The 23589-nt window shown below is 64.0% G+C and carries 26 protein-coding genes; 17 read left to right on the top strand and 9 right to left on the bottom strand.

Annotated features, from left to right (window positions below; genetic code table 11):
- Positions 1-103 precede the first annotated feature (103 nt).
- From HDC29_RS01150 to HDC29_RS01110, 9 genes are read left to right on the top strand one after another with little or no spacing between them, the layout of a single operon-like run.
- Positions 104-907 (top strand): hypothetical protein, encoded by an 804-nt coding sequence (locus HDC29_RS01150; protein WP_179493635.1) that lies wholly within the window; start codon positions 104-106, stop codon positions 905-907.
- The gene (dbpB, locus tag HDC29_RS01145; protein ID WP_179493634.1) at positions 907-2028 is read left to right on the top strand and encodes a DGQHR domain-containing protein DpdB; all 1122 of its coding nucleotides are present in this window, start codon (positions 907-909) and stop codon (positions 2026-2028) included. The genes HDC29_RS01150 and dbpB (HDC29_RS01145) overlap by 1 nt, the downstream gene beginning before the upstream one ends.
- The gene (dpdA, locus tag HDC29_RS01140; protein WP_179493633.1) at positions 2025-3392 is read left to right on the top strand and encodes a tRNA-guanine transglycosylase DpdA; all 1368 of its coding nucleotides are present in this window, start codon (positions 2025-2027) and stop codon (positions 3390-3392) included. Before dbpB (HDC29_RS01145) ends, dpdA begins: the two co-directional genes overlap by 4 nt.
- A complete protein-coding gene (dbpB, locus tag HDC29_RS01135; RefSeq protein WP_179493632.1) occupies positions 3310-4416 on the top strand; it encodes a DGQHR domain-containing protein DpdB in 1107 nt (368 codons plus the stop codon). The genes dpdA and dbpB (HDC29_RS01135) overlap by 83 nt, the downstream gene beginning before the upstream one ends.
- A 3-nt stretch (positions 4417-4419) precedes the next feature.
- Positions 4420-5052, top strand: a complete 633-nt coding sequence (gene queE / locus HDC29_RS01130; RefSeq protein ID WP_179493631.1) for a 7-carboxy-7-deazaguanine synthase — start codon at positions 4420-4422, stop codon at positions 5050-5052.
- Positions 5052-5426 carry a 6-carboxytetrahydropterin synthase gene (locus HDC29_RS01125; protein ID WP_179493630.1) on the top strand — a complete coding sequence of 125 codons (375 nt, stop codon included), beginning with the start codon at positions 5052-5054 and terminating at the stop codon, positions 5424-5426. The genes queE and HDC29_RS01125 overlap by 1 nt, the downstream gene beginning before the upstream one ends.
- The gene (queC, locus tag HDC29_RS01120) at positions 5423-6127 is read left to right on the top strand and encodes a 7-cyano-7-deazaguanine synthase QueC (protein ID WP_179493629.1); all 705 of its coding nucleotides are present in this window, start codon (positions 5423-5425) and stop codon (positions 6125-6127) included. The genes HDC29_RS01125 and queC overlap by 4 nt, the downstream gene beginning before the upstream one ends.
- Positions 6124-7365, top strand: coding sequence for a hypothetical protein (locus HDC29_RS01115; RefSeq protein ID WP_179493628.1), 1242 nt, complete (start codon positions 6124-6126; stop codon positions 7363-7365). Before queC ends, HDC29_RS01115 begins: the two co-directional genes overlap by 4 nt.
- Entirely contained in the window at positions 7362-8168 is an 807-nt protein-coding gene (locus HDC29_RS01110; RefSeq protein WP_179493627.1) for an HAD family hydrolase, read from the top strand. The genes HDC29_RS01115 and HDC29_RS01110 overlap by 4 nt, the downstream gene beginning before the upstream one ends.
- Here the strand turns inward: HDC29_RS01110 and HDC29_RS01105 are convergent.
- Positions 8149-8517, bottom strand: a complete 369-nt coding sequence (locus HDC29_RS01105) for a DUF736 domain-containing protein (RefSeq protein ID WP_218844273.1) — start codon at positions 8515-8517, stop codon at positions 8149-8151. The genes HDC29_RS01110 and HDC29_RS01105 overlap by 20 nt on opposite strands.
- A 212-nt stretch (positions 8518-8729) precedes the next feature.
- A complete protein-coding gene (locus HDC29_RS01100; RefSeq protein WP_179493626.1) occupies positions 8730-9983 on the bottom strand; it encodes a DNA sulfur modification protein DndB in 1254 nt (417 codons plus the stop codon).
- A gap of 934 nt (positions 9984-10917) precedes the next feature.
- Here HDC29_RS01100 and HDC29_RS01095 point away from each other — a divergent pair.
- Entirely contained in the window at positions 10918-11367 is a 450-nt protein-coding gene (locus HDC29_RS01095) for a helix-turn-helix domain-containing protein (protein WP_179493625.1), read from the top strand.
- Positions 11364-11942 carry a PIN domain-containing protein gene (locus HDC29_RS01090; RefSeq protein WP_179493624.1) on the top strand — a complete coding sequence of 193 codons (579 nt, stop codon included), beginning with the start codon at positions 11364-11366 and terminating at the stop codon, positions 11940-11942. Before HDC29_RS01095 ends, HDC29_RS01090 begins: the two co-directional genes overlap by 4 nt.
- 411 nt (positions 11943-12353) lie before the next feature.
- On the opposite strand, the gene HDC29_RS01085 is transcribed toward HDC29_RS01090, so the two are convergent.
- The 7 genes from HDC29_RS01085 to HDC29_RS01055 form a co-directional block, all read right to left on the bottom strand.
- Positions 12354-13277, bottom strand: a complete 924-nt coding sequence (locus HDC29_RS01085; protein ID WP_179493623.1) for a nucleotidyltransferase and HEPN domain-containing protein — start codon at positions 13275-13277, stop codon at positions 12354-12356.
- Between the two features lie 65 nt (positions 13278-13342).
- Complete coding sequence (locus HDC29_RS01080; protein WP_179493622.1) at positions 13343-14284, bottom strand: DUF2493 domain-containing protein; 942 nt, start codon at positions 14282-14284, stop codon at positions 13343-13345.
- Positions 14285-14724: 440 nt separating this feature from the next.
- Positions 14725-15771 carry a toprim domain-containing protein gene (locus HDC29_RS01075; RefSeq protein ID WP_179493621.1) on the bottom strand — a complete coding sequence of 349 codons (1047 nt, stop codon included), beginning with the start codon at positions 15769-15771 and terminating at the stop codon, positions 14725-14727.
- 12 nt (positions 15772-15783) lie between these two features.
- Positions 15784-16026 carry a hypothetical protein gene (locus HDC29_RS01070; RefSeq protein WP_179493620.1) on the bottom strand — a complete coding sequence of 81 codons (243 nt, stop codon included), beginning with the start codon at positions 16024-16026 and terminating at the stop codon, positions 15784-15786.
- On the bottom strand, positions 16026-16991 hold the full coding sequence (locus HDC29_RS01065; RefSeq protein ID WP_179493619.1) for a hypothetical protein: 966 nt from the start codon (positions 16989-16991) through the stop codon (positions 16026-16028). The genes HDC29_RS01070 and HDC29_RS01065 overlap by 1 nt, the downstream gene beginning before the upstream one ends.
- A 4-nt stretch (positions 16992-16995) precedes the next feature.
- Entirely contained in the window at positions 16996-18591 is a 1596-nt protein-coding gene (locus tag HDC29_RS01060) for a hypothetical protein (RefSeq protein WP_179493618.1), read from the bottom strand.
- Positions 18592-18713: 122 nt separating this feature from the next.
- Entirely contained in the window at positions 18714-19115 is a 402-nt protein-coding gene (locus HDC29_RS01055) for a DUF2958 domain-containing protein (RefSeq protein ID WP_179493617.1), read from the bottom strand.
- Positions 19116-19342: 227 nt separating this feature from the next.
- On the opposite strand from HDC29_RS01055, the gene HDC29_RS01050 reads away from it, so the two are divergent.
- From HDC29_RS01050 to HDC29_RS01025, 6 genes are all read left to right on the top strand, one after another.
- A complete protein-coding gene (locus HDC29_RS01050) occupies positions 19343-19534 on the top strand; it encodes a DUF6771 family protein (protein ID WP_179493616.1) in 192 nt (63 codons plus the stop codon).
- Between the two features lies 1 nt (position 19535).
- Positions 19536-20027: a hypothetical protein gene (locus HDC29_RS01045; protein WP_179493615.1), complete on the top strand. Its 492-nt coding sequence runs from the start codon at positions 19536-19538 to the stop codon at positions 20025-20027.
- A gap of 300 nt (positions 20028-20327) precedes the next feature.
- Positions 20328-21077, top strand: coding sequence for a LuxR family transcriptional regulator (locus tag HDC29_RS01040; RefSeq protein ID WP_373562737.1), 750 nt, complete (start codon positions 20328-20330; stop codon positions 21075-21077).
- Between the two features lie 98 nt (positions 21078-21175).
- The gene (locus HDC29_RS01035) at positions 21176-21799 is read left to right on the top strand and encodes an acyl-homoserine-lactone synthase (RefSeq protein WP_179493613.1); all 624 of its coding nucleotides are present in this window, start codon (positions 21176-21178) and stop codon (positions 21797-21799) included.
- Positions 21796-22674, top strand: a complete 879-nt coding sequence (locus tag HDC29_RS01030) for a phytanoyl-CoA dioxygenase family protein (RefSeq protein ID WP_179493612.1) — start codon at positions 21796-21798, stop codon at positions 22672-22674. The genes HDC29_RS01035 and HDC29_RS01030 overlap by 4 nt, the downstream gene beginning before the upstream one ends.
- Entirely contained in the window at positions 22671-23282 is a 612-nt protein-coding gene (locus tag HDC29_RS01025; RefSeq protein ID WP_179493611.1) for a GntR family transcriptional regulator, read from the top strand. Before HDC29_RS01030 ends, HDC29_RS01025 begins: the two co-directional genes overlap by 4 nt.
- The last annotated feature ends 307 nt before the right edge of the window (positions 23283-23589 follow it).

Here is a 23589-nt window from a genome sequence, read left to right as displayed (position 1 = left end):
GCCGCTCCTGATTGCCGCCTGCTCAAATCGCAAGCGTGTCTTGCCCGGAATGCGGGCAGCCGACCTTGCGGGCGGTTCGATCGAGGCCGTGGGACGGGATTGGATGGCGCGTATCACCTCGCTGCCACGCACGCCCGCGAGCGATCTTTATTGTGGTCGCAGCGTCCGGAGTGCCGAGGAAGCCGCCAAATTGCTGGGCGCCGACCTACTCTTCACGTCGGCGGGACTGGGCTGGGTACGCGCTGACACGCCAATCCCGGCCTATGGCATGTCGGTGGTCGAGGGCGGCGACAATGTCCTTGCGCGGATCGAAGGCGGTGCGGGTGCGCGCGACTGGTGGACCTGGCTCGGTGCCCACTCGCGCTTTGCCACTCCCCTCGCCGAGGCGCTCGCCGTTTCGGCGGGTCTTGTTGTGGTCGCGCTGCCGCGCGCGTATCTCGAGATGATCGAGGAGGAGTTGCTCGCGCTTCCTGTTGATCAGCGCGATCATCTGCGCATCGTCCAGCGTCCGGGCCGGCTGCTCGCGTCGTTGCTGCCCTGGACCTTGCTTTATGACGACCGGCTCGGAGGCGGCGCGGGCCACGCGGGAACACGCTCCGATTTTGTCGCGCGCGCGGCCTTCCATTTTGCCGCCGAGATTTATCCGGGATGCGAGACGGCGGACGCTGCCGGCCATGCCGCCGCAGTCGAGCGGGCACTGGCGCACTGGCAGGCGTCGCCCATCAACAGCGGCGCGCGGCGCAGCGATGCCGAGATCCGCGCAATCGTGACCCAGATCTGGGACCGCGCCGGCGGCAAGACATCCCAGATGCTGCGCATCTTCCGCGATGAACTCGGCGTCGCGTGCGAACAGGGCCGGTTTGCACGGCTGGTGCGCGACATGCGTACCGAACGGGAGGCGGGATAATGACCGACGCGATTAAAATGGTGCAGGTGCGCGCAACGCGTGCGGTCCAGGGCGACGGTGTCGCCGTCTACAGCTTCTTCCTGCGCGGCGCCGACATCGCCCGGATCGCCGATATTTCGCGGCTCGAACGCAACAATGGCGAGCTCAAGGGCTTCCAGCGCCCCGAGATCAAGCGCCACGTCAAAGAGATTGTCGATTTCCTCGACGCCGGCCCCGCGCTGTTCCCGAACGCGATCATTCTCGCGCTCGCCCCCGACGTCAGCTTCCAACTCAACGGCGGCAAGCCGCCCAGGGATTGCGCGGACCTGAGCCAGGGCGGCGTTCTCAAGCTCCCGATCTTGCCCGAGGGCGACCGGGTGGCGTGGATCGTCGACGGGCAGCAGCGCTCGCTCGCGCTCGCGCAGGCGAAGAGCAAGGATATCGTCGTGCCGGTCGTCGGCTTCGAGAGTCGCGACCTGCGCACGCTGCGCGAGCAGTTCATCCTCGTGAATAAGGTGCGCGGCCTGTCGGCGCGACTGATCGACGAATTGCTGCCCGAGGTGGGTGTCGTCCTGCCGCGCGACCTCGCCGCGCGAAAATTGCCGAGCGCGCTGTGCAGCGAACTGGCCGAAGACCCGAAGTCGCCCTTCTACGGATTGCTGCGCCGCCCCTCGGTCAAAGGCGAAGGCGGCGTTATCACCGATTCGGCGCTGACCAAGGCGATCGCCGGCAGCCTCAAGGACGCGTCGGGGGCGCTCGGCCAGCATAAAGGCAATGGCACCTCGGGCGACACGAACGCGATGTATCGCGCGCTCGTCCAATATTGGTCGGCGGTGCGCGACGCCTTCCCCGACGCCTGGGGCAAGCCGCCCGAGGATAGCCGGCTGATGCATTCGGCGGGCATCCGGACCGTCGGCGCGCTGATGGACCAAATCATGATCCGCGCCGACGGCATGAGCGACCCGGGCGCCGAAGTGCGCGCCTCGCTCGAACGCATCGCCCCCTATTGCCGCTGGATCGAGGGTGAATGGGACGAACTGGGCTGGGCGTGGAACGAGGTCATGTCGACCCCGCAGCATATCACGCGCCTGCGCGACCATCTGATGTTGCTCGACCGCCGCCTGTCGCGGATCAGCAAATGAGGTTCATTTACGCCGACAGCCTCGACGTCGTCGATCCGGGCTATGATTTCGTCAAGGACAGCAATTCTTTGGGGCGCAAGCCCTATTGGGACGACCTCTATCCGCACGAGATTCTCGACCGCGCACCGTACAAGGGCATGCTCATCTCGCGCGCGATCGTCGGGGGGCACGCCGTCGGCGGCAAATATAGCGAAGCCCAGGCGATGAGGCTCCGCCGCGTCGGCGCGCGCGCGTTCCTGCGCCTCGATCGCGACGGGCTGCGTGACCTGCCGATCTTCGGCGATTGCGGCGCGTTCAGCTATCACAAAGAAGCGCTGCCGCCCTATTCGTCCGAGGATACTGCCGCTTTTTACGACGATGTCGGCTTCACCCACGGCTGCTCGGTCGACCATATCATTTTCGAAAATGACGAGAGCGTCAGCGGCTTGAACGGCGGCTCGCCTGAATCGCGCGAGCGCTATGACATAACGCTCGCCAATGCAGAGACATTTCTACGCGCGACCGCGCCGATGCGCGCGCGCTTCACCCCGCTAGGGGTGATCCAGGGGTGGTCGCCGCCGAGCATGGCCGAGGCCGCGCGCCGTCTCGTGGCGATGGGCTATGATTATCTCGCGGTCGGCGGCACCGTGCCGTTGAAAACGCCGCAACTTCGCGCGTGCGTCGCCGCGATCCGCGACGCGATCCCCGCAGCGACCCGCCTCCATGTACTGGGGTTCGCGCGCGCCGACGAGATCGCGAGTTTCACCAACTTCGCGATCACCAGTTTCGACACCGCCTCGCCGATGATCCGCGCGTTCAAGGATGCCGCCAAAAATTACTATCTGCCGAATGGCGACGGGAGCCTGCGCTATTATACCGCGATCCGGGTGCCACAGGCGCTCGAGAATAATCGCCTGATGGGACTCGTCAAACAGGGTGCGCTGCGCCAAGAAGAACTGGTCGCGCTTGAAAAGGCAGCGCTCGGCGCGCTGCGCCGCTACGATAAGAACGACGCCGATCTGAACGAGACGCTCGACGCGGTGCTGGCCTATTCGGTCCCAGCGACGCTTGGGGCACCGATCGAGCGCCTGCCCGGCTCGAAGAGCGTCGGCACCTTGCGCGAGCGCTATTATCGGACCTTGGCCGAACGCCCGTGGACCCAATGCCGCTGCAAGATCTGCCGGACGGCGTCGATCGAGGTAATTATTTTCCGCGCGAGCAACCGCAACAAGCGGCGCGGCATGCATAATATGACGGTCTTCGACGGTCTCGTCGATGGCCTCGAACTGAAAGGAAACCAAGATGTCGATCCTACGCTTTTCGGCGATCCGAGCCCGCCAGAGCGAGCGGCATCAAGTCCTCTCATTTGCAGCGCGCGCCTCTGACGTCCTGCGCTTCGCCTCGATCGACCGCGTCGCTCGTGACGCCCAAGGGGTGCTCACCGGATTCCAGCGCCCGCAGGTCGCGGGGCATATTCGCGAGATTCGCGACTATCTCGAAACCGAGGATGCGATCCTTCCCAATCCGCTCGTCATCGCGTTCACAAGGAATTTGACGATCGAAGATATGGACGAGAACGGCCGCTGCACGATCGCGATCGACGTCGAAGGCGGACCGCCCGGTTTGGTCGTCGACGGCCAGCAGCGGCTCTCGGCGCTGATGCAGGTTGAACGCGATTTCGAGGTCTTCGTCTCGGCGGTGGCGTGCGAGGACGAGGCTGAACTGCGCCGCCAATTTGTGCTCATCAACAGCACCAAGCCGCTGCCCAAGTCGCTGATTTACGAACTGTTACCGCAGGTCGAGGGGCTGCCGCACCGCCTCGCCGAGCGCTCCTTCGCCGCCGAACTGACCGCCGCGCTCAACTATGATCCCTGGTCGCCATTCCGCGGGCTTATTCACCAGCACACCAATCCCGTGGGCATCATTCGCGATACCGCGATTCAACGCGTGATCATGAACAGCGTCAACGATGGTGCGATGCGGACGTTGCTGCGCCGCGCCGATGGCCGCGACGCCTGCCTCGTCCTCATCGCAGACTATTATCAAGCGGTCCGCAACGTGTTTGCCACCGACTGGAAGGGCCATAATCCGAAGACATCGCGCCTCGTTCACGGCGCCGGCATCATGGCGCTCGGCTATGTGATGGAAGTGTTGTTCGATCTCGACGATGCGCGCACGCGCGACGATTTCGAACTGGGCCTTGAGTGCCTGCGCGGCAAAACCGCCTGGACGTCAGGCGAATGGGCCTTTGCCGACGGCGATCGCCGGAACTGGCGCGCGGTCCAGAATGTCAATCGCGACGTCGTGCTGCTTGCCCAATATCTGATCGATATCGTCCGCGCTGATATTCGCGCGCGGCGTGCCGAGAAAGCCGAACCGACGCCGATGCTACAGACGATGGAGGGATAGGCCATGGCCTATGCGGTCAAGGAATTGTTCAAGACGCTGCAGGGCGAAGGCGGACAGGCCGGGCGCGCGGCGGTCTTTTGCCGTTTCGCGGGCTGCAATCTCTGGTCGGGGCGCGAGGCCGACCGGGCCACGGCGGTCTGCACCTTTTGCGATACCGATTTCGTCGGCATGGACGGCGAAGGCGGCGGACGGTTCGCGACGACGGACGATCTGGCGCGGGCGATCCTTGCTGCCTGGTCGTCGGACGCCCGCCCCGCGCTCGTCGTGTTCACCGGCGGCGAACCGCTGCTCCAACTCGACGCCGCGCTCGTCGCTGCGCTCAAGGACGCGGGTTTCGATATCGCCATCGAATCCAACGGTACACTCGTCGCGCCCGCGGGTATCGACTGGATATGCGTCAGCCCCAAATCGACCGCCCCACTCGCGCAACAGACGGGCAGCGAACTCAAACTCGTCTATCCGCAGGCCGATGCGCCGCCCGAGCGTTTCGCGGGGCTTGATTTCGAGCATTTCTGGCTCCAGCCCATGGATGGCCCCGAGCGTGAGGCCAACACGCGGGCCGCCGTCGCTTATTGTCTCGCCAATCCGGGCTGGAGGCTCAGTCTCCAGACCCACAAGATGATCGGAATAGCCTGATGTTTGAGCTATCCAAACAATTCCGCTTCGACGCCGCGCATACGCTCCAGCGCGCGATCGAAACCGAATCGAGCCGGCGCATCCACGGCCATTCATACCGCGCCGAAGTGACGGTGCGCGGCACGCCCGATCCGGCGAGCGGGATGATTGTCGATCTTGGCGTGCTCGAGGCCGCGCTGTTCGACGCGCACGAAGCACTCGATCATCGTTTTCTCGACGAGATCAACGATTTGGGGCCTGCGACGATGGAAAATCTCTGTTTGTGGATCTGGCGCCGCCTCGAACCCGCGGTCGGCAATCTCGCGCGTGTCACCGTCTTTCGCGACAGCAGCGGCGAGACCTGCGTCTATCACGGTCCGGAGGTGACGGCATGAACGACACGGGCGCATTGGTATTGCTTTCGGGCGGTCAGGATTCGGCGACTTGCCTCGCCTGGGCACTCGACCGCTTCGAGACCGTCGAGACGCTCGCCTTCGATTATGGCCAGCGGCATCATGTCGAACTCGCGTGCCGATGCGAGATTCTCGCGCGCATCGGGGGCATCAAGCCCGCTTGGGGGGGACGTATCGGCGCGGATCATAGCCTCGGCCTCGAAACGCTCGGTGCGGTGTCGGACACCGCCCTCACCCGCGATGTCGCGATCGCCATGGACGAGAACGGCCTGCCGAACACCTTTGTCCCCGGCCGCAATATTCTCTTCCTGACCTTCGCCGCCGCGCTCGCCTACCGGCGCGGGCTCCGGCACATCGTCGGCGGGATGTGCGAGACCGATTTCTCGGGCTATCCCGACTGCCGCGACGACGCGATCAAGGCGCTGCAGGTCGCGCTCAACATCGGCATGGCGCAGAAATTTGTCCTTCACACCCCGCTGATGTGGCTCGACAAGGCGGCGACCTGGGGGCTCGCCGAGACGCTTGGCGGCGACGAATTGGTCGATCTCATCGTCGAGCAAAGCCACACCTGCTACACCGGCGATCGGACGACGCGTCATCCATGGGGCTATGGCTGTGCCACCTGCCCCGCCTGCGACATTCGCGCGCGGGGTTATGACGCCTATCGCGAGGGAGCAAAATGACGGACATCGGGGAGCAAATGGCGGACCAGACGCCGACCGGCGACGATGCAAAAACCGAAATTAAGACCAAGGCGAACTTGCGCTGGCCAAGCGCGCTCTGGCTTTCGGCACGCGATGCCGACGTCGATTTTTATCCCCGCCTGAACCGCGAGCGGCCGATCTGGCGCTATCGCGTCAAGCAATCCTGCCAAAAGCTGCTACTACGCTTTCCCGAAAGCTGGCGTCCGCATCTATGGGCCCGAGGATGGGCCGAGCCCAAGCAATATAAACAGTCGGTCGTCAGCCTCAAATCGGATGCACTGCTGCGCGAACTTCCCAAGGCGATGGAAGGTTGGACGACCCCTTTTGGCGCCGAGGGTATAGATCCGCTCGAGGAAACGAAAGCGATCCTCGAAGAATTGGTCAAGCCGGGCAAGCGCACGGAGACCGAGATCGCCGCGCTACGCCTAAAAGCAGAGGCGGCCCTCGCGCTGCCTACCACGAAAGCGCCAACGATCGACGACGCCATCGATCTCGCCAAGATGTCATTTAGCGAGGTCAAGGAGCAGACTGAATATCAAGATCAGAAGGCGACACGTTTGCTCACGGTAACGACCTTTTTGAGTGCGCTTTCGGGCGCCCTCTTTGCCGCGTTCAGTACCGCCTATCCGCTCAAGATGCTCGCCATTTTGAGCGGTGGATGGAGGTTCGCGTTGCTCTTCGCCTATTTGAGCTTCCTAGTCTTTGTGATCGCCGCGATCGGCGGTGCGCTGATAACCTTTCACGCGACACGCACTCGATTCAAATATTCTAAGGAAGCGACCGCCGCACGGCAGAAGGGACACACGCGCTCTTTCCTCTTCTACCGCGAAATCATCGCGGTTTCGCCGCAAGGCTGGGCGGATTCCTTTATCAAAAAAGCAGACGGTAAGACGATCCTGCATGCCGATCTCAAGGAAAAATACTTCAAGAACCAGGTGATCGAAACCTATTTGATCGCTGCCAAGGCGGCCGACAAGCTTCGCTATCTCGGCCCCGCCCAAAGTCTGCTTGCCTGGGCGCTGCGGTCGTTACTGCTGTTCGTCATCCTGATCGCCGCGATTCAGGCGTTTTTGCCCAGACAGGTGCAGCCGGCGAGCGATGTCCGGCTCATCGCTCCAGCCGCACCGGTTCCCATCACGATCGGCACGCCTATCGACATAAGGCTCCCCGCGCGGCCTCCTCATCCGGCAGAGAAGAAGGTTGCTGGAGCGAAATGAATAACTTGGCAGCAAAAGGCGCGAGCACGATCTTCGTCGATGCCGACAACACGCTTTGGGATACCGACGCCGTCTTTGCGGGCGCCCAGGTCAACCTGCTTACAGCGGTCGAGCATGTCGTTGGGCGGCGTTTCGACGGGGAAGATCGACTGGAGTTCGTCCGCGCCGCCGACCAAGTCATCGCGGAGCGCCATCATGCTGGTCTTCGTTACCCGCCGCGCCTGTTGATCGCCTCGCTCGCTGCGGCTTTGGTCGGCGAGGATGTCGATCGTGCGGCACGCCGCGCGCTTACCGGGACGCTCGGACCTTCACTGGCCGAAGCCGCCATATCCGAGATCGAACAAGCCTATTTTGCGGACCTTGGCGCCCCTCCGCAACTGCGCCCCGGCGTCGAAGCGGGTCTCCGCAGACTGATCGCCGAGGGCGCAACCGTCCTCATCATTTCGGAAGGAGACGCGGCCAAGGTCGAACGCAATGCCGAGCGGCTGGGTCTTCGTGGACATTTCACGCGCATCGTCGAGGGTGTAAAACGGCCCGATCTCTACCGGCGCATTTTGCGGCTGACCGGAACGCCGCCCACAGCCTTCATGATCGGCGACCAGCTCGACCGCGACATCGCTCCTGCCAAGACAGCGGGCCTTCGCACTATCTATTACCCGGGCGGGTTTCAGCCGCGCTGGACACCCGAGGTCGAAGCGATCCGGCCCGACCATATCATCACGAATTTCAGCGAGGTTCCCGCAATCGTGCGCCTCGCTATAGCGCACCGAGCGCGGGGAGGCGTCAGGTCCGCGACCACATGAGGTTCCAGGCACCGTCGGCTTGGACCAGCCGGCATTCAATGGGGCGCGGCAACGAGGGATCATCGAGGATAACGGCAAGATAGCGCCGATTGGCCTTGGTTTGCCGTTTCCACGCCGCGCCGATTTCGGCGTTGCCGCGATAGATGCGATAATCGGGCGCGGCCTCGGGGCCGCCCACGACGGACTCGAAGCGGACCGCAAGAACCGCCAGAAAGGTCTCGATGGTGCCGTGAAAGCCTGAGCCCTCCGCCTCGAATATGCCAATCAATGCCATAACCTGTCTCCGCTTGGCGGGAAGCGGCCGGTCCGCCCCGCGACGCGGCGCCGGACAGGGGCGCGCGGGAGCCATCACCGCGGCAGCGGGGAACCGGAATTTTGCTCCGCGAGGAGCTGAAGGCGGGGAAAATTCCGGTTGATGGCACCGGAAGCCGCGCCCCTAGGCGCCAGATCGCGCGAGGGGCGGATCGCTCGCGCAACGGAGCGATGGTGAGATGGTGAAACCAGGCAAGGAAAGGGCGGCGCTCCGGGGAGGAACGCCGCCCTAGGATGTCGAACCGGCGATCACTCGGCCGCCGCGACTTCGGCGGTCGCGGCGATCGCGGTGCGCGCGCTATCGATCAGCGCCTGTGCCTCGTCGTCGTCGGTGTCGCCGTAGCCGGCCTTGTCGAGGACATAGCCCGCGGTGTTCCGAATGCCGGGACCGGTATTGTTGACGCGCCCGCCGATCATCGCGGTACCGTTCCACTGCGGTCCCTTTTGCCAGTCGACCGATCCGATCGCGCGCTCGAGCTGTTCGCTCCAGTCGTCGCCCTCGATCCGGATGACCGCCGCCGCAATCAGGCCCAGCGCCTGCCAGCCAATTCCGAAGGCCGCGACATAACCGTCGTCGAGCAGCTCGCCCTCGGCATTCTTCACCCCGTCGCGCAGCGCGCCCGCCGAGATTTCGCCGTCGATGACATCCTGCCAGCGCGGGAACGCATCGACGATGACCTCCCAGGCTTCGACAACCTTCTGCGCCACCGTCATCACCTCGGCATCGTCGGGATCGGCGTTTTCGATCGCAAGCATGTCGGGATGCGTCTTGAGCCCCTTGACCGTCGTCTCGAGCACCGCCGCGAGAAGCGTTTGCGTGACTTCGACGAGGGTGTTCATCGAGATCACCGCCGGCGACTTCGCCGCGAGCGAATTGCTCTTGAGGTTCACGCGATTGCCGCCATCGAACAGCGCCGATTCCTTCATCACGCGGTTCGCGACGACGACGACGGGGTTCCGGCTTTCGTAGCTAAGGCCGAGGGTCTTGCTGACGATCTTCGCATTGAGGTTGAGGTCGGAGAAGAGCTGACGCACCCGCTTGACGCTGTCGAACGGCAGCAGGATGACGGGCACTTCTTCGGTTGCGAGCGATTTGCGCTGGCGAAAGGCCTCGGCGAGGGCCGCCTGCCGGTGCTGGCCGTCGGCCGGAAACAGCAGGACCTGGTCCTCGATCACCAGTTCGCCGACATCGCCATCCTCATCGCCGGCCTTGAACTTATAGTCGGTGCCTTCGACCAGATGCTCGCCATCGACCGGAACGAGGATCAACGTCAGCGCCGAGAAAAAGGGATGATAGTCGGGCTTCAGAAGATAGGGGACCATATCGTTCATCACGCGCGATTTGGTCAGGTCGCGTTGCGCGCTATGACCTTCAAAAATTTCGTCCCACATGGAATCCGCGGGCGGCTTGATGACGTTGCTGATCGCGGCGAGTTTCATCTTTCCGGACCAGTAAGGAGTGCCAAAGAACGAGCCTTTGACCGCTTTAATCAAATGTGCCATATATTTAACTCTCTGTGATTGAGGGAAGGAGCAGGCGCGCGGCTAACGCACCTGCTCCGGTTAATGGTTGTACCGACCCGTCTTAATCATCCGAGCGGGTATCTGGCGGGAAGTCAGATACCCGCTCCTACTGTTGTTATCCTACCCATCCCTTTCGTGTCCTTCTTGGCTCCGCCGGCGGAGAGATACCATCGACGTGGTTGGCGATTAACATGGCCCAATCTGGCACGCAATGATTTTCTGAGAGATATACCGAATTTTTCTAGAGATATCTTTTCAGAGCCCAGAGGTTGGCACCGAAGCCATACAGATATCTGCCGCGCCGTTTGCGACGCTTTGTTCCGGCGAAGGTGACACGGCGCGTAGCAATCGACCTTTGCGCGCGCATAGAATGCCCGGTTTCGGGCTCAGTGCGACGCTGTCTTTGAACCGCCTCGATGGGGTACGAAGAAGACGCCTTGCTCCGACGCAATGCGAATAGCAGTTTTCCCGAATGCGCTTCACGGCCGACTACGCCTTAGATGATGGCACTCCGACGTCCGCTTTCGGGTGTCGCGCGGTGGTGACCTGATCGGTCGAAATGAGGCGCATAGCTGTCAGGCAAACGCGAATGGAGGAGCCCTCCATTGGGTCGCGCTGCGCTCCTTTCGGAATTCAGCATCGTTGTCAGAGGAACTTCGGTTGCCGTGACGGAATTTCTGACTTTGATGCGCCAGGGCAACATATTGTATCCATCGCAACCAGAATCCCGCGAATGACGCCTGACACCGGCATGATCAAGAATGTTCATCGGATGTCATTCGAGGCCCCGTGGAGCCCGACCTGTTGCTTCAGCAACCATTCATGGCAATTTACGTTTATTGCACATATTTCACTTATTGCGTTTGCCGTTCTGGCTCTATATAGGGCCGGCCCCGGCAGCGAGGAGAATGATATGAGCGATCAGGAGCTTTCCCAGCGGCCCCCTACAGATACAGAAGTGCGACAGGCATCGGAGGCCGCGCGGGCGCTCGCCAAGGCACTCACCCCCAAGGGCCTTCCCTTCTCCGTGCAGCGAAACGGCAGTCGGACCGAGGTGGACTTGTCACCGGCTCTCGGACAGCTGGTTCTCGATGTGCTGACGCATGTGGCCCGCGGCGAAATGGTGACCTTCGTTCCCTACGGAGCGGAACTGACGACGAAGGAAGCGGCCGACCTATTGAATGTGTCGCGCCCCTTCCTGGTGTCGATGCTGAGTGACGGGAAGATTCCGTTCCACAAGGTCGGATCGCATCGACGGGTGCGGGCGAGTGACGTGCTCGCGTTTCGAGCGCAGCGCGATGCGGAGCGAAGCGGTGCGCTCGCCGATCTCCAGCGCCTCGGCCAGGAGTTCGACGCGGATTGAGGTGCATAGCCGACCGTTTCGTCGTCGTTCTCGACGCGAATGTGCTTTACCCGTTCAGGGTAAGGGACGCCCTGCTTCGGTTTGCCGAGGCGGGGCTATTCCGCGCGCGCTGGTCGCCCACGATCCTCGACGAATGGCGCCGCAACCTCATCGCCCATAGGCCGGGTTATGAGGCCAGCATCGAAGCCCAGATCGCCGCGATGCGGGTCGCCTTTCCCGAAGGGTGCGTGACCGGCGGCGCAGATCTAATCGACAGCCTGGGCCTCCCCGATCCCGACGATCGCCATGTGCTGGCGACCGCCATCCGCGCAGGTGCCGAACATATCGTGACGGAGAATCTGAAAGATTTTCCAGATGCGAAGCTCGAACCATATGGGATCAGCGCGGTTTCCGCCGACGATTTCCTTGCCAGCACTTTTGAGCTTTATCCCACCGAAGCCTTGGCAGCGCTCGCAGCTATGCGGCGCTGCTACACACGGCCGCCCTTCACTCCGAGCGAGTTCATCTTCGACCTGCAGAAAAAGGGGCTGCCCAAGCTCGCTTCGATGCTGCGCGAGAATATCGACCTTCTTTAAGCAATTTCGCCGGACTCTTAAGAGGGCATTCAACGCGCCTCATCCAATCAAGCTCCGAATGTCCGCATCGATGCAAAGCTGCCGCCAACTACATCCAAATCCGGTTCCATCTCCGCTTCCAGCTTACGCCACGCGGTCTAGGATAGTCGAAAGAAGCCACGCGGAGGTCGGTAATGAAACGGCATCTTATCCTGCTTATGGGGATTCAACTTGCGGCGTGCGGCCAAGGCGAGCCGCGGAGCAAACAATATTTCGAGGCAAATATAGAGGATGCGCGCATGGTCGCGGCCGCCTGCGCCAACGGGTCGCAGACGGGCGCCGAGTGCGCGAATGCCGATGTGGCGATCCAGACAGTCGAAGGTCGGGAACGGTTCGAGCGATTCCGGGGAAAGAGATAGAACCCGGAAGCCACTATGCGCCAGCGCGAGCTTCCAGTTCCGCGATGCGTTCCGAGCAAATAGCGTGCACCGCCCGGCCAAGCTCTTCGACACGTCCCGCCAGCCAGATCAAATCTTCCTCGCTGATCCGGTAATGCTTCGAATAGCGCGCCTTCACATACGCTTCCTTGAGCTTCTCGAACCTCGATCGGTCCGCCTTCAGCTCACGCGGCCACGCATCGACGAGACGCATATCGATCCTCTCGGCCTGTGTGCGGAGGAAACCTAGATTGTGAACATGCGGCGTGTAGAAGGTGCACACCAGCAAAACGCAGTGATACAAGCGTTCGACCGCCTGATGAGTGTCGAAGGCCGCATCTTTGAAATGGCCTTGCTCGCGATAATATTGCGCCCCTCCGAAGCGCTTCATTGCCGCCGGAAACCACTCGTCGAAATATTCCCGCGCCATTGCCAGCGCCTGCTCGGGCGTCTTCGGCTTCGGCTTGTGCAATTCCTTGTCGTCATATTCGTAGAGCGCGATCCCGTCGCGCGCGACGTCCATGAAGAAATAGCGCCCATGCGCGAGCCCGTCGTTCACCTCCTGCAGGGTGTGGACGATGAAGTTCACCGGCGTGTGCAGCGTCTTGTCGATTGCGAGTTCGCGGGTCAGCCGATCCTCGAGCTTCAGCCAATAGTCGACGCGCTCGGTCAGCCGCTTGTCATTGACGATGATGAGCAGATCGAAGTCCGAGCGATAGCCCTTGGCGGTATGCGGCTCATCGACCCAGCCGCCGCGCGCATAGCTGCCGTAGAGGATGATCTTGTCGATCCGGCCCTTCTTCTTCCAGCTCATGGTGCCGAGCGCGAGCGCATCCTCGAATTCTTCGAAGATGATCGCCTTCACGCGCTCGAGCTCGCGCTGCTTGTTCGCCGGGAGTTGATCGAGATCGGTACGCATCGTTCCTTCCTTCTGTGGTCACATGCTCGCCCGATGGCAAGCGCGGTCGGGTCCAGATCGACACCTCATGGCGCCTCGCGCACGCGAAAATCCCAGACCGGGATGCCGAACGCCCGCGCCTTGTCGACGAGATTGTCCTGGATGCCGGTGCCCGAAAAGACGATGAGCCCGGCAGGCATAGCATTGATCATGCGCTCGTTGCGCTTGAAGGGCGCGGCCTTCTTGTCGCGGTTCCAGTCGGGGCGGAATGCGACCTGCGGCACCTTGCGGGCATCGGCCCAGCAGGCGGCGGCGCGCTCGGCGCCGGTCGGGGTCGCGCCGTGTAGGAGGACCATGTCGGCATGGCGGGCATGCACCCGGTCGAGCGCCGACCAGATATGCTGATGATCGTTGCACGACGGGCCGCCCGAAAAAGCGATGCGCGTGCCCTCGGGGATCAGCGCCTTGGCCTTCTCCCGCAATCGGCGATCCATGAAGTCGCGGCTGTCGATCATCGCCGCGGTCATCGTCTGGTGGCGCACGCGCGAGCCGGTGCGCGGGACCCAGGGCTTGCGGGCATGGATGCGATATTGTTCGGCGGCGCATTCGCGGAAAAACTCCATCGCGTCGCGGCGCTCGATCAGCGTGATGCCTTCAGCAATCGCACGCTCGAGCTCGACCGAGCGGATTTCGCTGCCGTCCTGCGTGCGTTGGAGGTCGCGCTGCGCTGCCTCATTGCGGTCGAGTTCGCGCTCGATCCGTGTGCCCGCGCCGTGGAAGAGATTGACGACGCCCCAGAGCAGGTCTTCGAGGTCGGGTTCGATTCGCGTATCGATAAGGCACCCCGCCAGTGCGTCGAAGATGTCGGCGACGGCGCCGCTCGCGAGCCGGTCGCAAGGGAGCGGGCGGCCGTCGGGTTCGTCCTCGAAGGGCCGATAGCCGTAGAGCTGCATTTCCTGGAGGAGATAGGCGCTTGCGCCGGGCTGCGGCGGTTCGCTGCGTTCGGGAAGGTCGGACAGGTCGGTCATGTCGTTTCTCGCATTTGGGGCCGCGACTCTCGCGGCCTTCGCGGCGACGCCTTTGCGGCGGCGGGTGCGGGTTCGCATCGCGCGGGGCACCCGCGCGGCCGAAGCGCCAGCGAAGGAAGGCGGAGCGTGCGGCTATTTTGTTTCGCGATGCAAAGGGGCGCGAGCCCCGGCGGAAAATAGCCGCAGGCCAGAGCCATTGCGCGGCCCGCGCCCGCTGCCGCAGTCGCCCTCCAGCGAAGGCCGAGGCGCGGCCTCCCGAGAAAGGCCGATCGGGCGTCGCCCTTCCCGGATCGGCGCGATGCAATCCCAAGCGACGGAGCGACGCACTGCTGTCCGAAATGGCCATGGGTTTTTGGACATCGTGATGACGCGCTCGATGGCGACGACGCCATTCGCGGTCGCGATGCAGGAGGCGCCACGCCCGTTCGCGCCGGACGCGATCATGCTGCATCCAGCATACGCGCGTCATCGGCGACGTGCATCTGCGCGGCGATCGAAGCGGCAAGCTGCGAAGGACCCATCGCCAAGAGATCGCTGTTCAGATCGTCCAGCGCCGGATCGAGCGGCAGGATATCGATCCCCAGCGGCGCGGTTCGCTCGGCGAGGGTGGCGAATGCGGCGCGTCCAGCCTCATCGCGTTCGCGCGCGACATAGAGGCGGCGAAGCGGCGCGGGAAATTCGATCGCCGCGAGATGTGCCGCCGACAGTCCCGCGACGAGCGGCAGTGCAGGCGCGATCTCGCGCAAGGAGAGCATGGTTTCGATACCCTCACCGAACGCCATGACCTCGCCCGCGAGCCCGAAACGAACGCCATGGCCCAGGAGATATCCCATCGCGCGGCGCGGATAAGCCACGTCCGCCTTGGTCGATCGATCGGGATCGAGCCAAGTGCGATGGACGCCGCTGAGCGCGCCATCGAGATCGGTCACCGCGGCGACCATCGCCGGATAGGCCGGTTTGACCGACGGGCCATCCTCCTCGGATCGGCGATAATAGCAATGCGGGTGGCATCGCAGCGCGGGCCAATCGCCGCCGCGCCGAAGCGCACGACCCGCCAGATAGGCGCGCACCAGCGTCCCCGCGATCGGCTTCGAAGCCGCCCAAAGCCTTTCCGCGGCTTCTGCGCTGCCAGTGCGTGCGCGGCGCGGACGCGGGCGCAACCCCTGGGTCCCGGCATCGGATGAAGGCAGACTCAGGAAACGCCGCGCCTCGGCGAGCGTTTCGGCGAGGTTCGCATGCGCGCAGCGCGCGGCAATGATGTCGATGAGGTCGCCATGCTCGCCCGTCGCGGCATCGGTCCATTTGCCCGCCGCCCCGCGACCCTCGCCGCCGACGAGACGCACATAGAGGCTGCGCCCCGGCGCATTTTCGATATCGCCGACCATCCAATAATGGCCTTCGCGGCGACCGTTCGAGAGATAGTGGCGGCAAACCGCCTCGGCATTCTCACCGAGACGGCGCGCGAGTTCACGGATCGGACTTTCCATGGCGGGGCTCCTTCAGGCGGCCTTGCGATCGCAGGCCCGATTGATCGGGAACCGATCCACCAGCCGCGCGACCACATCGACGCCGACAGCCCCTGTCGGCACGTAGAGGTTGAGTTTCCACAGCATGACCTGCGAAATCAAGCCAAAGCGCCTCGGCCATGTGGGGCTAGCGACGGCGAAGCGGCGGCATTCGATCGGCGCCTCTTCTTCGCGGACGTCATCTGCCCATCGGCAGAAGCAGCGAGGATCGTGCATCACGATGCCATGAGCGGGCGATAGCCCGCATCCTCGTCCATTTCCTCGGCCCACAGCGCCATCTGGAAGTCGTCGAGGGTGACCCCGCATTGCTCGAGCATCCAGGCGGCGAGCAGCGGATGGTCCGCGACCGCTTCGGCGAATGCATCGCCTCGGCCGCGATCGCGGTCGAACCAGCCCCAGCGATCATCCGCCTCGATCGACGGATCGCGCTCGATCACGAGCTGCGACGCATCGAGTTCGAGCATCGCGGCGAGCAGCTTTTCGCAGTGCGTAACGTCGAGTGTTTCGCGGGGACCGTGCTGGCGTTGATAGCCGACCGACAGGTTGGTGCATTCGGGAACAAGCCCGGCATATTCATTGGTGTCGGTATAGACCCCCGTGTCGTCGGGCGCATATCGAAAGTCGCCGTTTAGTCCATTGAGCGCGGACGCGAGGCTGGCCGCGAATGCGTCGGAGCATGTCCGTCCGTAACTTTGATGGGTGATGACGTCGCCCAGGCCCGCACGGTCGAACGCGATGGCCGCTTCGATATCCTTGAGCAGTTCGGGCGTATGATGCTGGATCCAGCACGACCCGAGACAGCCTTCTTCCTCGCCGCGGTGGAAGAGGTAGAGGCCGGGACGCCGTGCGGCGATCATGCCCAGCATGATCCACAGACCCGCGCCGTCGTCGGCCCCGAGCGACATGCCGGCCTTTCCGCCGCACAGCTGCGCAATTCCATGCTCGTCGATACCCACCGACTGCGGTCCGCCCACCGCCGCGACGGTGTCGACATGGCAGCTCCACAGGGTGCGGGGCTGGTCGCCGATCATGAGCATCCGGTTGCCGAAGCCATCGGCGCGCATACCGGGGATCGGATCGAGATATTCGCGGCAGAAAGCGCGTTCGGTGGCGCTGTCATGCGGCCGCGCCCAGGAGAGGATTTCGAGGAGGCCGGAGCGGCCCGTCAGGTCATCGGTCATGATATCAGGCTCCTGCTGGATGAGCGGTTGCGGTCGCAGGCTGCGCCGCGACGAGGTGGAGAAGATCTTCGGACAAAGGAGGCCGGTCAGGGTGATCGCCAGACGAGGCGGCATCGCTTTCCGGATCACAGGCTGTGCCGTGCGGCGTCTCCGATTGCGGGCTCCCCGCGTCTTCGCGCTCGCGCTTCAGCCGCTCGTCGCGAGCGCGATTGCCGGCCGCCTGCCATTTGGCGACTTCGACCGCGATCGCCGCCATCTCGTCCCGGAACCGGTGCAGCGCGAGGACATGCGCATTGACGAGCGAGGGGTCATCATCGTCGAAAGGCTCGGGCAGATGGTCGTCGCAGAGCCATTCGCCATGATATTCGGTGAGGTCGTCCAAGTGGAACCAGTCGCCGCTGGCGTCGCATCGGCGGCAGCAGCCGCTGACCCACCATTCGCCGCGATCCTCGAGATAGACGGCGCCGAACGCTTCCACGTCTCTTTCGAGAACGTCATGCTCATCGTCATCGGCCAAGACCGTGACGAAGGTTTCGGCATTGCTGTAGGAACACTCATTATACGCGCAAAAGATCGTGCGATCGGTGAAGCAACCGTAGCACCACTCTTCCGACGATCCGTCGCTGTAATAGACGGTGTCATGCGCGGTGCTAGAATGGTCGCACCGCGGGCAATACCAGCATTGATCGCCGAGACCGTTGGTGTTCTCGGACGGGATATTGCCGCGTCCGATGATGAGATATTCGCCGTCGTCGGCGAGGTCACCGCCCGCATCGATATAGGGGACGACGAAGCTGTCGCCGTCGACGATGCGCCGTACGCGCGCACCATTGAGGCCGCCTTCCCTGTAGCCCGCCGCTTCTAGAAGCAGCTTGAGCCGCGACACGTCGCCATAGATGCTGGTGTGGATTTTGCGCTCCGGCCACACCACGCTGCGCGCCCGGGCATCCTCGCGGGCGCCGATATAGGCGAGCGCCGTGTCGGGACCGGCGTAGATCCGTGCCGGATGGCAAAAGCTTTCGAAGTCGCTCGCGTCATGCGCCATGCAGCTGCTGGGGCCGCCGACATAGACATCCTCGATTTCATCGGCGTCCTGAGTTATCTTGAGCGCGTCTTCCTGCAACTGGACCGAGAGCCGGGCGCACCAGCCTTCGATCGCATTGTTGTCGAGATCGTTTGAGAAGAAGCGATGGAGATAGCGGCCGGGCGACATGACGAGCTGCCGGTCGAGCTGCCCCTTGGCCGAGTTTTCGGTGAAGGCGATCTTGCCAGCCTGCTCGGTCGAGATATGGCAAAAATGCTCGTCGTGCTTCGCCTGGTACCAAGGCTCATCATGCCACGGGGTGGGCTCATAGCTACCGTCGGCAAAGCGCAGCTTCTCGCGAACCTGCCAATCGACGTCGCCGATATTGGCGCCGGCGAGCGCGACGCGGAGCCGCGCATCGGGCACGCGGAGCAGCAGTTGCTGCCGCGCCGCCTCGGCATCTTCGAAGGGGGGCCAGAGATATTGCTGATCTCCGGTCGGCGCGAAACAGAATTCAATGGTGATCGGCCGCCACTCGGTATCCGAGTGCGGACACAAGATTTGGAACTGTGCCATGGCATTCTCCATGACGGGCCGCCGCGAGACTCTCTCCCGGCTCTTGGGCCCGTCACGAAGGCGCCAGCCCCCCTCTTCCTCCCGGGGCCGCGCGCGGCGGTCCCGGCAGGCGGCGCGGCGCGTCAGCCGCGCCCCGAAAGCCTTTCGGCCGCGCGCCGGAGCTTTTGCTCCCCCAGCACGATCGACCCCGCACGCCGCGCCGCTTCGGCATAGGCCGAGAGCGGGTGGCTAGGCGTGAAGTGGAGGTCGCGCTCAATGGTGAGGCCGAACGGCAAGCGGACGGCTTCGAGTTCGGCGAGCGCGAAACTTCCGAGTTCGGGACAACCGAAGCCGAGATCGGCGAGGCCGAAGAAAATACCCTCTTCGTCGATCTCGGTCGCGAGCCAGGTCGCCGCGCCGACGGGGCTGAACAGGCGGACAATCGGTTTGGGGTCAGGTTCGCGCGCGCCGCGCGCGGCCGCATCGATCCGGGCAGCGAGATTGGCGCGAAGCTGCGCCTCCAGCTCGGGGGTCAAGAGTTGCATGACAGGTCTCCTTGGGCGGCAGCCAGCGAGCCTCTCTCGCCGCGCCCGGTCCGCCGCCCGGCGGCGAGCCATTCTCTTCCTCGCCGGTACCGGGCGCCGCGGCGGGCGCCGAAGGTGCGAGGCCGGGCGGCGGCAGGCCGCTGCAGGCGCCTGTCAGCCAGGCAGGCCGCCTGTTCTGTTCCGGTCACCCACTTGTCAAAATGTTCTTCCTATGTTCTCATGCGTGCATGGACAAAATCGATACCGCCCGAGTCGCCGAGACGATCCTTGCCGCCCCCGGCTGGGCGCGCGTCGGCATCACCGCGCCGACGAGCCATATCCGGGTCGAGGCAGCGTTCGAACTCGCCCGCGCGATCGCCGAGAGCATGCGCGCGGGTGCGGAGCCGGCGAGCCCCGACCAGCTCGGACTCTCCCTGTGACGTGGGTGGCTGGATAAAGGAGGGGCAGCCCCGCGCGACCCACATCTTCGAGGCGGCCGCCTGGTTGCGGGCGATCAAGCCGGTGTGCCGCTGCGGGCATAGCGCGACCTTCAATCCCTATGGAATCTGGTGGCGTTTCCAGTGCCGGATGTGGGACGATGATCTCACCAGGGCACGGCAGCGGTTCTGGTGCGTCCGCTGCGGCGCGAGGACGGGCAAGCGCGTTCGCCCGGTGCGGATCGAACTGGTCGACCCGCGCCCGGACGATATCGCCCTGCCGATGTGTCATCGAAAGCCGGGAGGGCCTCGTCGAAAGACGAGGCCTTTTTGTCTGTCCTACACTGCGTATCCCTGTCATGCCGTTCCGATGACACGCGACCCCAAATGGAAGCGCCGCGCTATCGTTCTTGAATTCTGGCTCCTGTCGGCGCTCGTTGCAGGCTCGTTCGTCGCCGGCATCATAGGGGCGATCCGATCGCTTGCCGGTAGCTGATCGCGTCCCTCCGGTGGCCGCTCGATTATGTGCCACGACCTCCGGCTGAATGACGTGTCAAACTGGGTGCAACTCTCGGGCCGCCAGGCTTTACGCCGGTTATCAGGCTGTTAGACTATGGCGGCCGATAGATTGCCGCGCCGAGGAAGCGAAGACAGCCGCCCGCCGCGCAATATCAGGACCCATCGGAGATTTGTCCAAGCTTCGCGCGCCCCGGAGAGGAACCGATGGCGTGCGATACCAAGGAGCGGACCGCGTGGCAGCCGGGTCGGGAACGCGCCAGCGGCCGATGATGACGACGTGAAGCATTATCATCTGACGGAGGAACTTGCCGAGGAAATTTCAGGCGCGGGAAGAGAAGATCAGCTTTTTGCGGCGCTCGCGAGAGCCGCGGATCGCATGGGCTTCGATCATTTCGCCCTCGCGTTCGACCGGCGCGGCGGCGAGGCGACGTCGATGCTCGTCCATAATTATCCCGACGCCTGGGCGAAGATCTACATCGGCCTCGACCTCGCCGCGACCGATCCGATCCGCCGCGCCGGCGAACGGACCATCACCGGCTTCGAATGGCGCGACGTCGGCCGCTATATCCCGCTGTCGCGCGGCGACCGGCAATTGCTCAGCGTCGCGCGCGCGAGCGGGGTCGCCGACGGCTTCACCGTCCCGCGCCACCTGCCCGGCGAAGCGACCGGAGCCTGCTCCTTCGCGGTCGGCCCGCGCGCCGACATGCCGTCCCATATGCTCAACGTCGCCGAAATCGTCGGCGCGATCGCGATCGCGAGGGCCCGCGCACTCATGGGCACACCCGCACCAAGACCGCAATCGGTCCTCACCGAGAGGCAGCGCGAATGCGTGCTCTGGTCGGCGCGCGGCAAGACCGCGGGCGAGATTGCGGCCATTCTCGGGATCAGCGAAGAGACGGTGGTGCGCCACCTCAAGATGGCGCGCGACCGCTACGCGGTCCACTGCCGATCGATGCTGATCCTATGTGCGCTGTTCGACGGCCTGATCGGCTTTTCGGACGTCTACGACTGGTGGCGACCCGACTGATCCGGCCCGCAAAACGCACAAGGCTTGCCCATAAATGGGGATGGTCGGCCCGCGAGATTGATGGTCTGAATCGAGCTTCCAGCAACCAAGGATGTCTCATGATCACCCAATCCACGCGGGCGCAAGCTGCGCCCGGCGACGCGGCGCTGCGCGCCATGTTCGCAGCCCGCAAGCAGGTCTTCATCGACCAGCTGAAATGGGATCTTCCCGCCCTCGATGGGCGCTTCGAGATCGACCAGTTCGACAATCCGGACGCCAGATATATGATCCTGCTCGACCCCGACGACCTTCGTCACCGGGCCTCGGCGCGGCTGCTGCCGACAACCGCTTCGCATCTTCTCGGCGATCTCTATCCGCATCTCTGCCCCGACGGCGCGCCCTCTGACGAGAGTATTTGGGAAATCAGCCGCTTCTGCCTCGACCCGGCGCAAACTGCAGCCGAGCGCCGCGATGCGCGCAACCAGCTCGTCACCGCGCTCGCGGACCATGCGCTTCACCATGGCATCAGCGAATATGTGGGCATCGCCGAGGTGGGCTGGTTCGCCAAGATCAGCCGCTTCGGCTGGTCCTGCCGCGCGCTCGGCCCCGCCGACCCCGACGGTGCGTGCCGGATCCTCGCCCTCGGCATCCGGATCGACGCGGATACGCTTGCCGGTTTGCAGCGCACCGGCACCTGGGCGCCGCTCGGGCTCAAGCTCGAAGGCGGGGAGCTGGCGCCATGAAAAACGACTTGAGCAACGCCGATCTTCCGGGCCTGCTAGTCGAGCAGCTCGCCCGCGAGGGCTATTGCATCCTGCAGGACGCGGCGATCGCGAGCGTGCGGGCGCTCGCGCGGGATCTCGATCCGGTCTTCGCCGAGACACCTTTTTGCGAGGGCGATTTCTATGGCCGCAAAACGAAAAGGTTCGGCAGCCTGCTCCGACGATCGCCGCACATGGCCGATCTGGTGCTCAACCCGGTCATCCTTCCTGCCGCCGAGACGATCCTCGGGACGGGATGCGACCGGATCCAGCTCAATCTGACGCAGGCCATCGAAATCCATCCCGGCGAAGTGCGGCAGTTCCCGCACCGCGACCAGGACATGTGGCGCGGCGCAAATGGGACCCAGGAATATCTCGTCAATATCCTCTGGCCGCTCACCCCGTTCACGAGGGACAACGGCGCCACGCGCATCTTCCCGGAAAGCCATGGCGCCGCAGGCATGGCGAAGACCGATCTCGGCCCGCCGATATATGCCGAATGCGAGCCCGGATCGGCGATCTGTTTCCTCGGGTCGACCGCGCACGCAGGCGGCGCGAACTTCAGCAACGAGGTCCGGCGCGGCGTCCTCGTGAGCTACAGTCTCGGCTGGCTGAAGCCCTATGAGAATCTGTGGCTCGCCTATCCGCCCGGGGTCGCGAGGCAATTTCCGCCCGAGCTCGCAGCGCTCGCGGGCTATGCGCAACACCGGCCCAATCTCGGCAATTATGAAGGCCAATGCCCGTCGATCCTGCTTCAGGACGATCCGCCCGGCCCCATCGGCGCGGTCGACGCGCTGCGCCCCGACCAGGCCGACGCCGTGGCCGAGTTCGCCGCCGCACAAAGGAACGGCCAATGAGCCCCGCGCATGTTTTCGAACCGACCTATAAGGCGATCAAGATCAGACTGATGGCCGGCGAATGGGCGAGCGGCACGCGCATCGAGGCCGCGCGCCTCGCCGACGAGCTTGGCGTCAGCGTCACCCCGGTGCGCGACAGCCTCTACCGTTTGAACGGGGAGCGCATGGTCGACTTCACGCCGGGCGAGGGATTTCATGTCCATCGCCTCACCGAAACCGAGTTTCGCGACCTGCTCGAGCTGCACCTGGTCCTGTTGCTCGCCGCGGTCGCCACGGCACCTCAAGGACCGGCGGCATCGGTGCCGGCCGACCAGCCCTATCCCGACCGGATCGCCGACCTGTTTCTCGCCATCGCCGAGCGTTCGTCGAACTGCGAGATTGTCGCGAGCATCGCGGCGATCGGCGATCGGCTTCAGCTCTCGCGGCATTTCGACGCCCTCGTCCTTGCCGATCTTGAGGCGGAGTATCGGATGCTCGAAACCGCGCTCACCGATGCCGAGCCGCAAGCCGAGGTCCGGAACCTGCTGCTCGGTTACCATGAAAGGCGCGCGCAGGAAGCGGCAGCTTATGCCCGCACGCTTGGCGGCCATCCCGGACGCGGGGCTTAAACCCAAAAGCGCAGCGAACGCTTTTGCTTGTCAGCAGCGCCTGAAATTGACATGATTCCAAGGCGCAGGAGCATCTCTGGCAACTCCGGCGCGAAATAATTCGCCAGTCATCAAACACGCCAGTCCCTGATCGGACCGGCGGCCCAACCGGACCATGGATCCGCGCAAGCGGCCAGACGGCGGCAGAGCACTGGGAGACGGGTGTCCGGCACACGCCGGCCGCACCCGCTCGTGCCGTCCGGGACTGCCGCCTTGTCTTCCTGTTCCTGCCGCGACCGTGCGCCGCCGCGTCACCCCTTCTCACCCT

Source organism: Sphingopyxis sp. JAI108 (assembly GCF_013410105.1).
In the GTDB taxonomy this organism is placed as follows: domain Bacteria; phylum Pseudomonadota; class Alphaproteobacteria; order Sphingomonadales; family Sphingomonadaceae; genus Sphingopyxis; species Sphingopyxis chilensis.
Note: the sequence above shows the minus strand (reverse complement) of the source record. Positions and strands in the feature narration are given on the sequence as shown.

What these genes read in the sequence shown, in the direction of transcription:
- HDC29_RS01150 (WP_179493635.1), top strand. Translation starts at nt 104, where the DNA reads ATGGCGCGTATCACCTCGCTGCCACGCACGCCCGCGAGCGATCTTTAT.
- dbpB (WP_179493634.1), top strand. Translation starts at nt 907, where the DNA reads ATGACCGACGCGATTAAAATGGTGCAGGTGCGCGCAACGCGTGCGGTC.
- dpdA (WP_179493633.1), top strand. Translation starts at nt 2,025, where the DNA reads ATGAGGTTCATTTACGCCGACAGCCTCGACGTCGTCGATCCGGGCTAT.
- dbpB (WP_179493632.1), top strand. Translation starts at nt 3,310, where the DNA reads ATGTCGATCCTACGCTTTTCGGCGATCCGAGCCCGCCAGAGCGAGCGG.
- queE (WP_179493631.1), top strand. Translation starts at nt 4,420, where the DNA reads ATGGCCTATGCGGTCAAGGAATTGTTCAAGACGCTGCAGGGCGAAGGC.
- HDC29_RS01125 (WP_179493630.1), top strand. Translation starts at nt 5,052, where the DNA reads ATGTTTGAGCTATCCAAACAATTCCGCTTCGACGCCGCGCATACGCTC.
- queC (WP_179493629.1), top strand. Translation starts at nt 5,423, where the DNA reads ATGAACGACACGGGCGCATTGGTATTGCTTTCGGGCGGTCAGGATTCG.
- HDC29_RS01115 (WP_179493628.1), top strand. Translation starts at nt 6,124, where the DNA reads ATGACGGACATCGGGGAGCAAATGGCGGACCAGACGCCGACCGGCGAC.
- HDC29_RS01110 (WP_179493627.1), top strand. Translation starts at nt 7,362, where the DNA reads ATGAATAACTTGGCAGCAAAAGGCGCGAGCACGATCTTCGTCGATGCC.
- HDC29_RS01105 (WP_218844273.1), bottom strand. Translation starts at nt 8,517, where the DNA reads ATGGCTCCCGCGCGCCCCTGTCCGGCGCCGCGTCGCGGGGCGGACCGG.
- HDC29_RS01100 (WP_179493626.1), bottom strand. Translation starts at nt 9,983, where the DNA reads ATGGCACATTTGATTAAAGCGGTCAAAGGCTCGTTCTTTGGCACTCCT.
- HDC29_RS01095 (WP_179493625.1), top strand. Translation starts at nt 10,918, where the DNA reads ATGAGCGATCAGGAGCTTTCCCAGCGGCCCCCTACAGATACAGAAGTG.
- HDC29_RS01085 (WP_179493623.1), bottom strand. Translation starts at nt 13,277, where the DNA reads ATGCGTACCGATCTCGATCAACTCCCGGCGAACAAGCAGCGCGAGCTC.
- HDC29_RS01080 (WP_179493622.1), bottom strand. Translation starts at nt 14,284, where the DNA reads ATGACCGACCTGTCCGACCTTCCCGAACGCAGCGAACCGCCGCAGCCC.
- HDC29_RS01075 (WP_179493621.1), bottom strand. Translation starts at nt 15,771, where the DNA reads ATGGAAAGTCCGATCCGTGAACTCGCGCGCCGTCTCGGTGAGAATGCC.
- HDC29_RS01070 (WP_179493620.1), bottom strand. Translation starts at nt 16,026, where the DNA reads ATGCACGATCCTCGCTGCTTCTGCCGATGGGCAGATGACGTCCGCGAA.
- HDC29_RS01065 (WP_179493619.1), bottom strand. Translation starts at nt 16,991, where the DNA reads ATGACCGATGACCTGACGGGCCGCTCCGGCCTCCTCGAAATCCTCTCC.
- HDC29_RS01060 (WP_179493618.1), bottom strand. Translation starts at nt 18,591, where the DNA reads ATGGCACAGTTCCAAATCTTGTGTCCGCACTCGGATACCGAGTGGCGG.
- HDC29_RS01055 (WP_179493617.1), bottom strand. Translation starts at nt 19,115, where the DNA reads ATGCAACTCTTGACCCCCGAGCTGGAGGCGCAGCTTCGCGCCAATCTC.
- HDC29_RS01050 (WP_179493616.1), top strand. Translation starts at nt 19,343, where the DNA reads ATGGACAAAATCGATACCGCCCGAGTCGCCGAGACGATCCTTGCCGCC.
- HDC29_RS01035 (WP_179493613.1), top strand. Translation starts at nt 21,176, where the DNA reads ATGATCACCCAATCCACGCGGGCGCAAGCTGCGCCCGGCGACGCGGCG.
- HDC29_RS01030 (WP_179493612.1), top strand. Translation starts at nt 21,796, where the DNA reads ATGAAAAACGACTTGAGCAACGCCGATCTTCCGGGCCTGCTAGTCGAG.
- HDC29_RS01025 (WP_179493611.1), top strand. Translation starts at nt 22,671, where the DNA reads ATGAGCCCCGCGCATGTTTTCGAACCGACCTATAAGGCGATCAAGATC.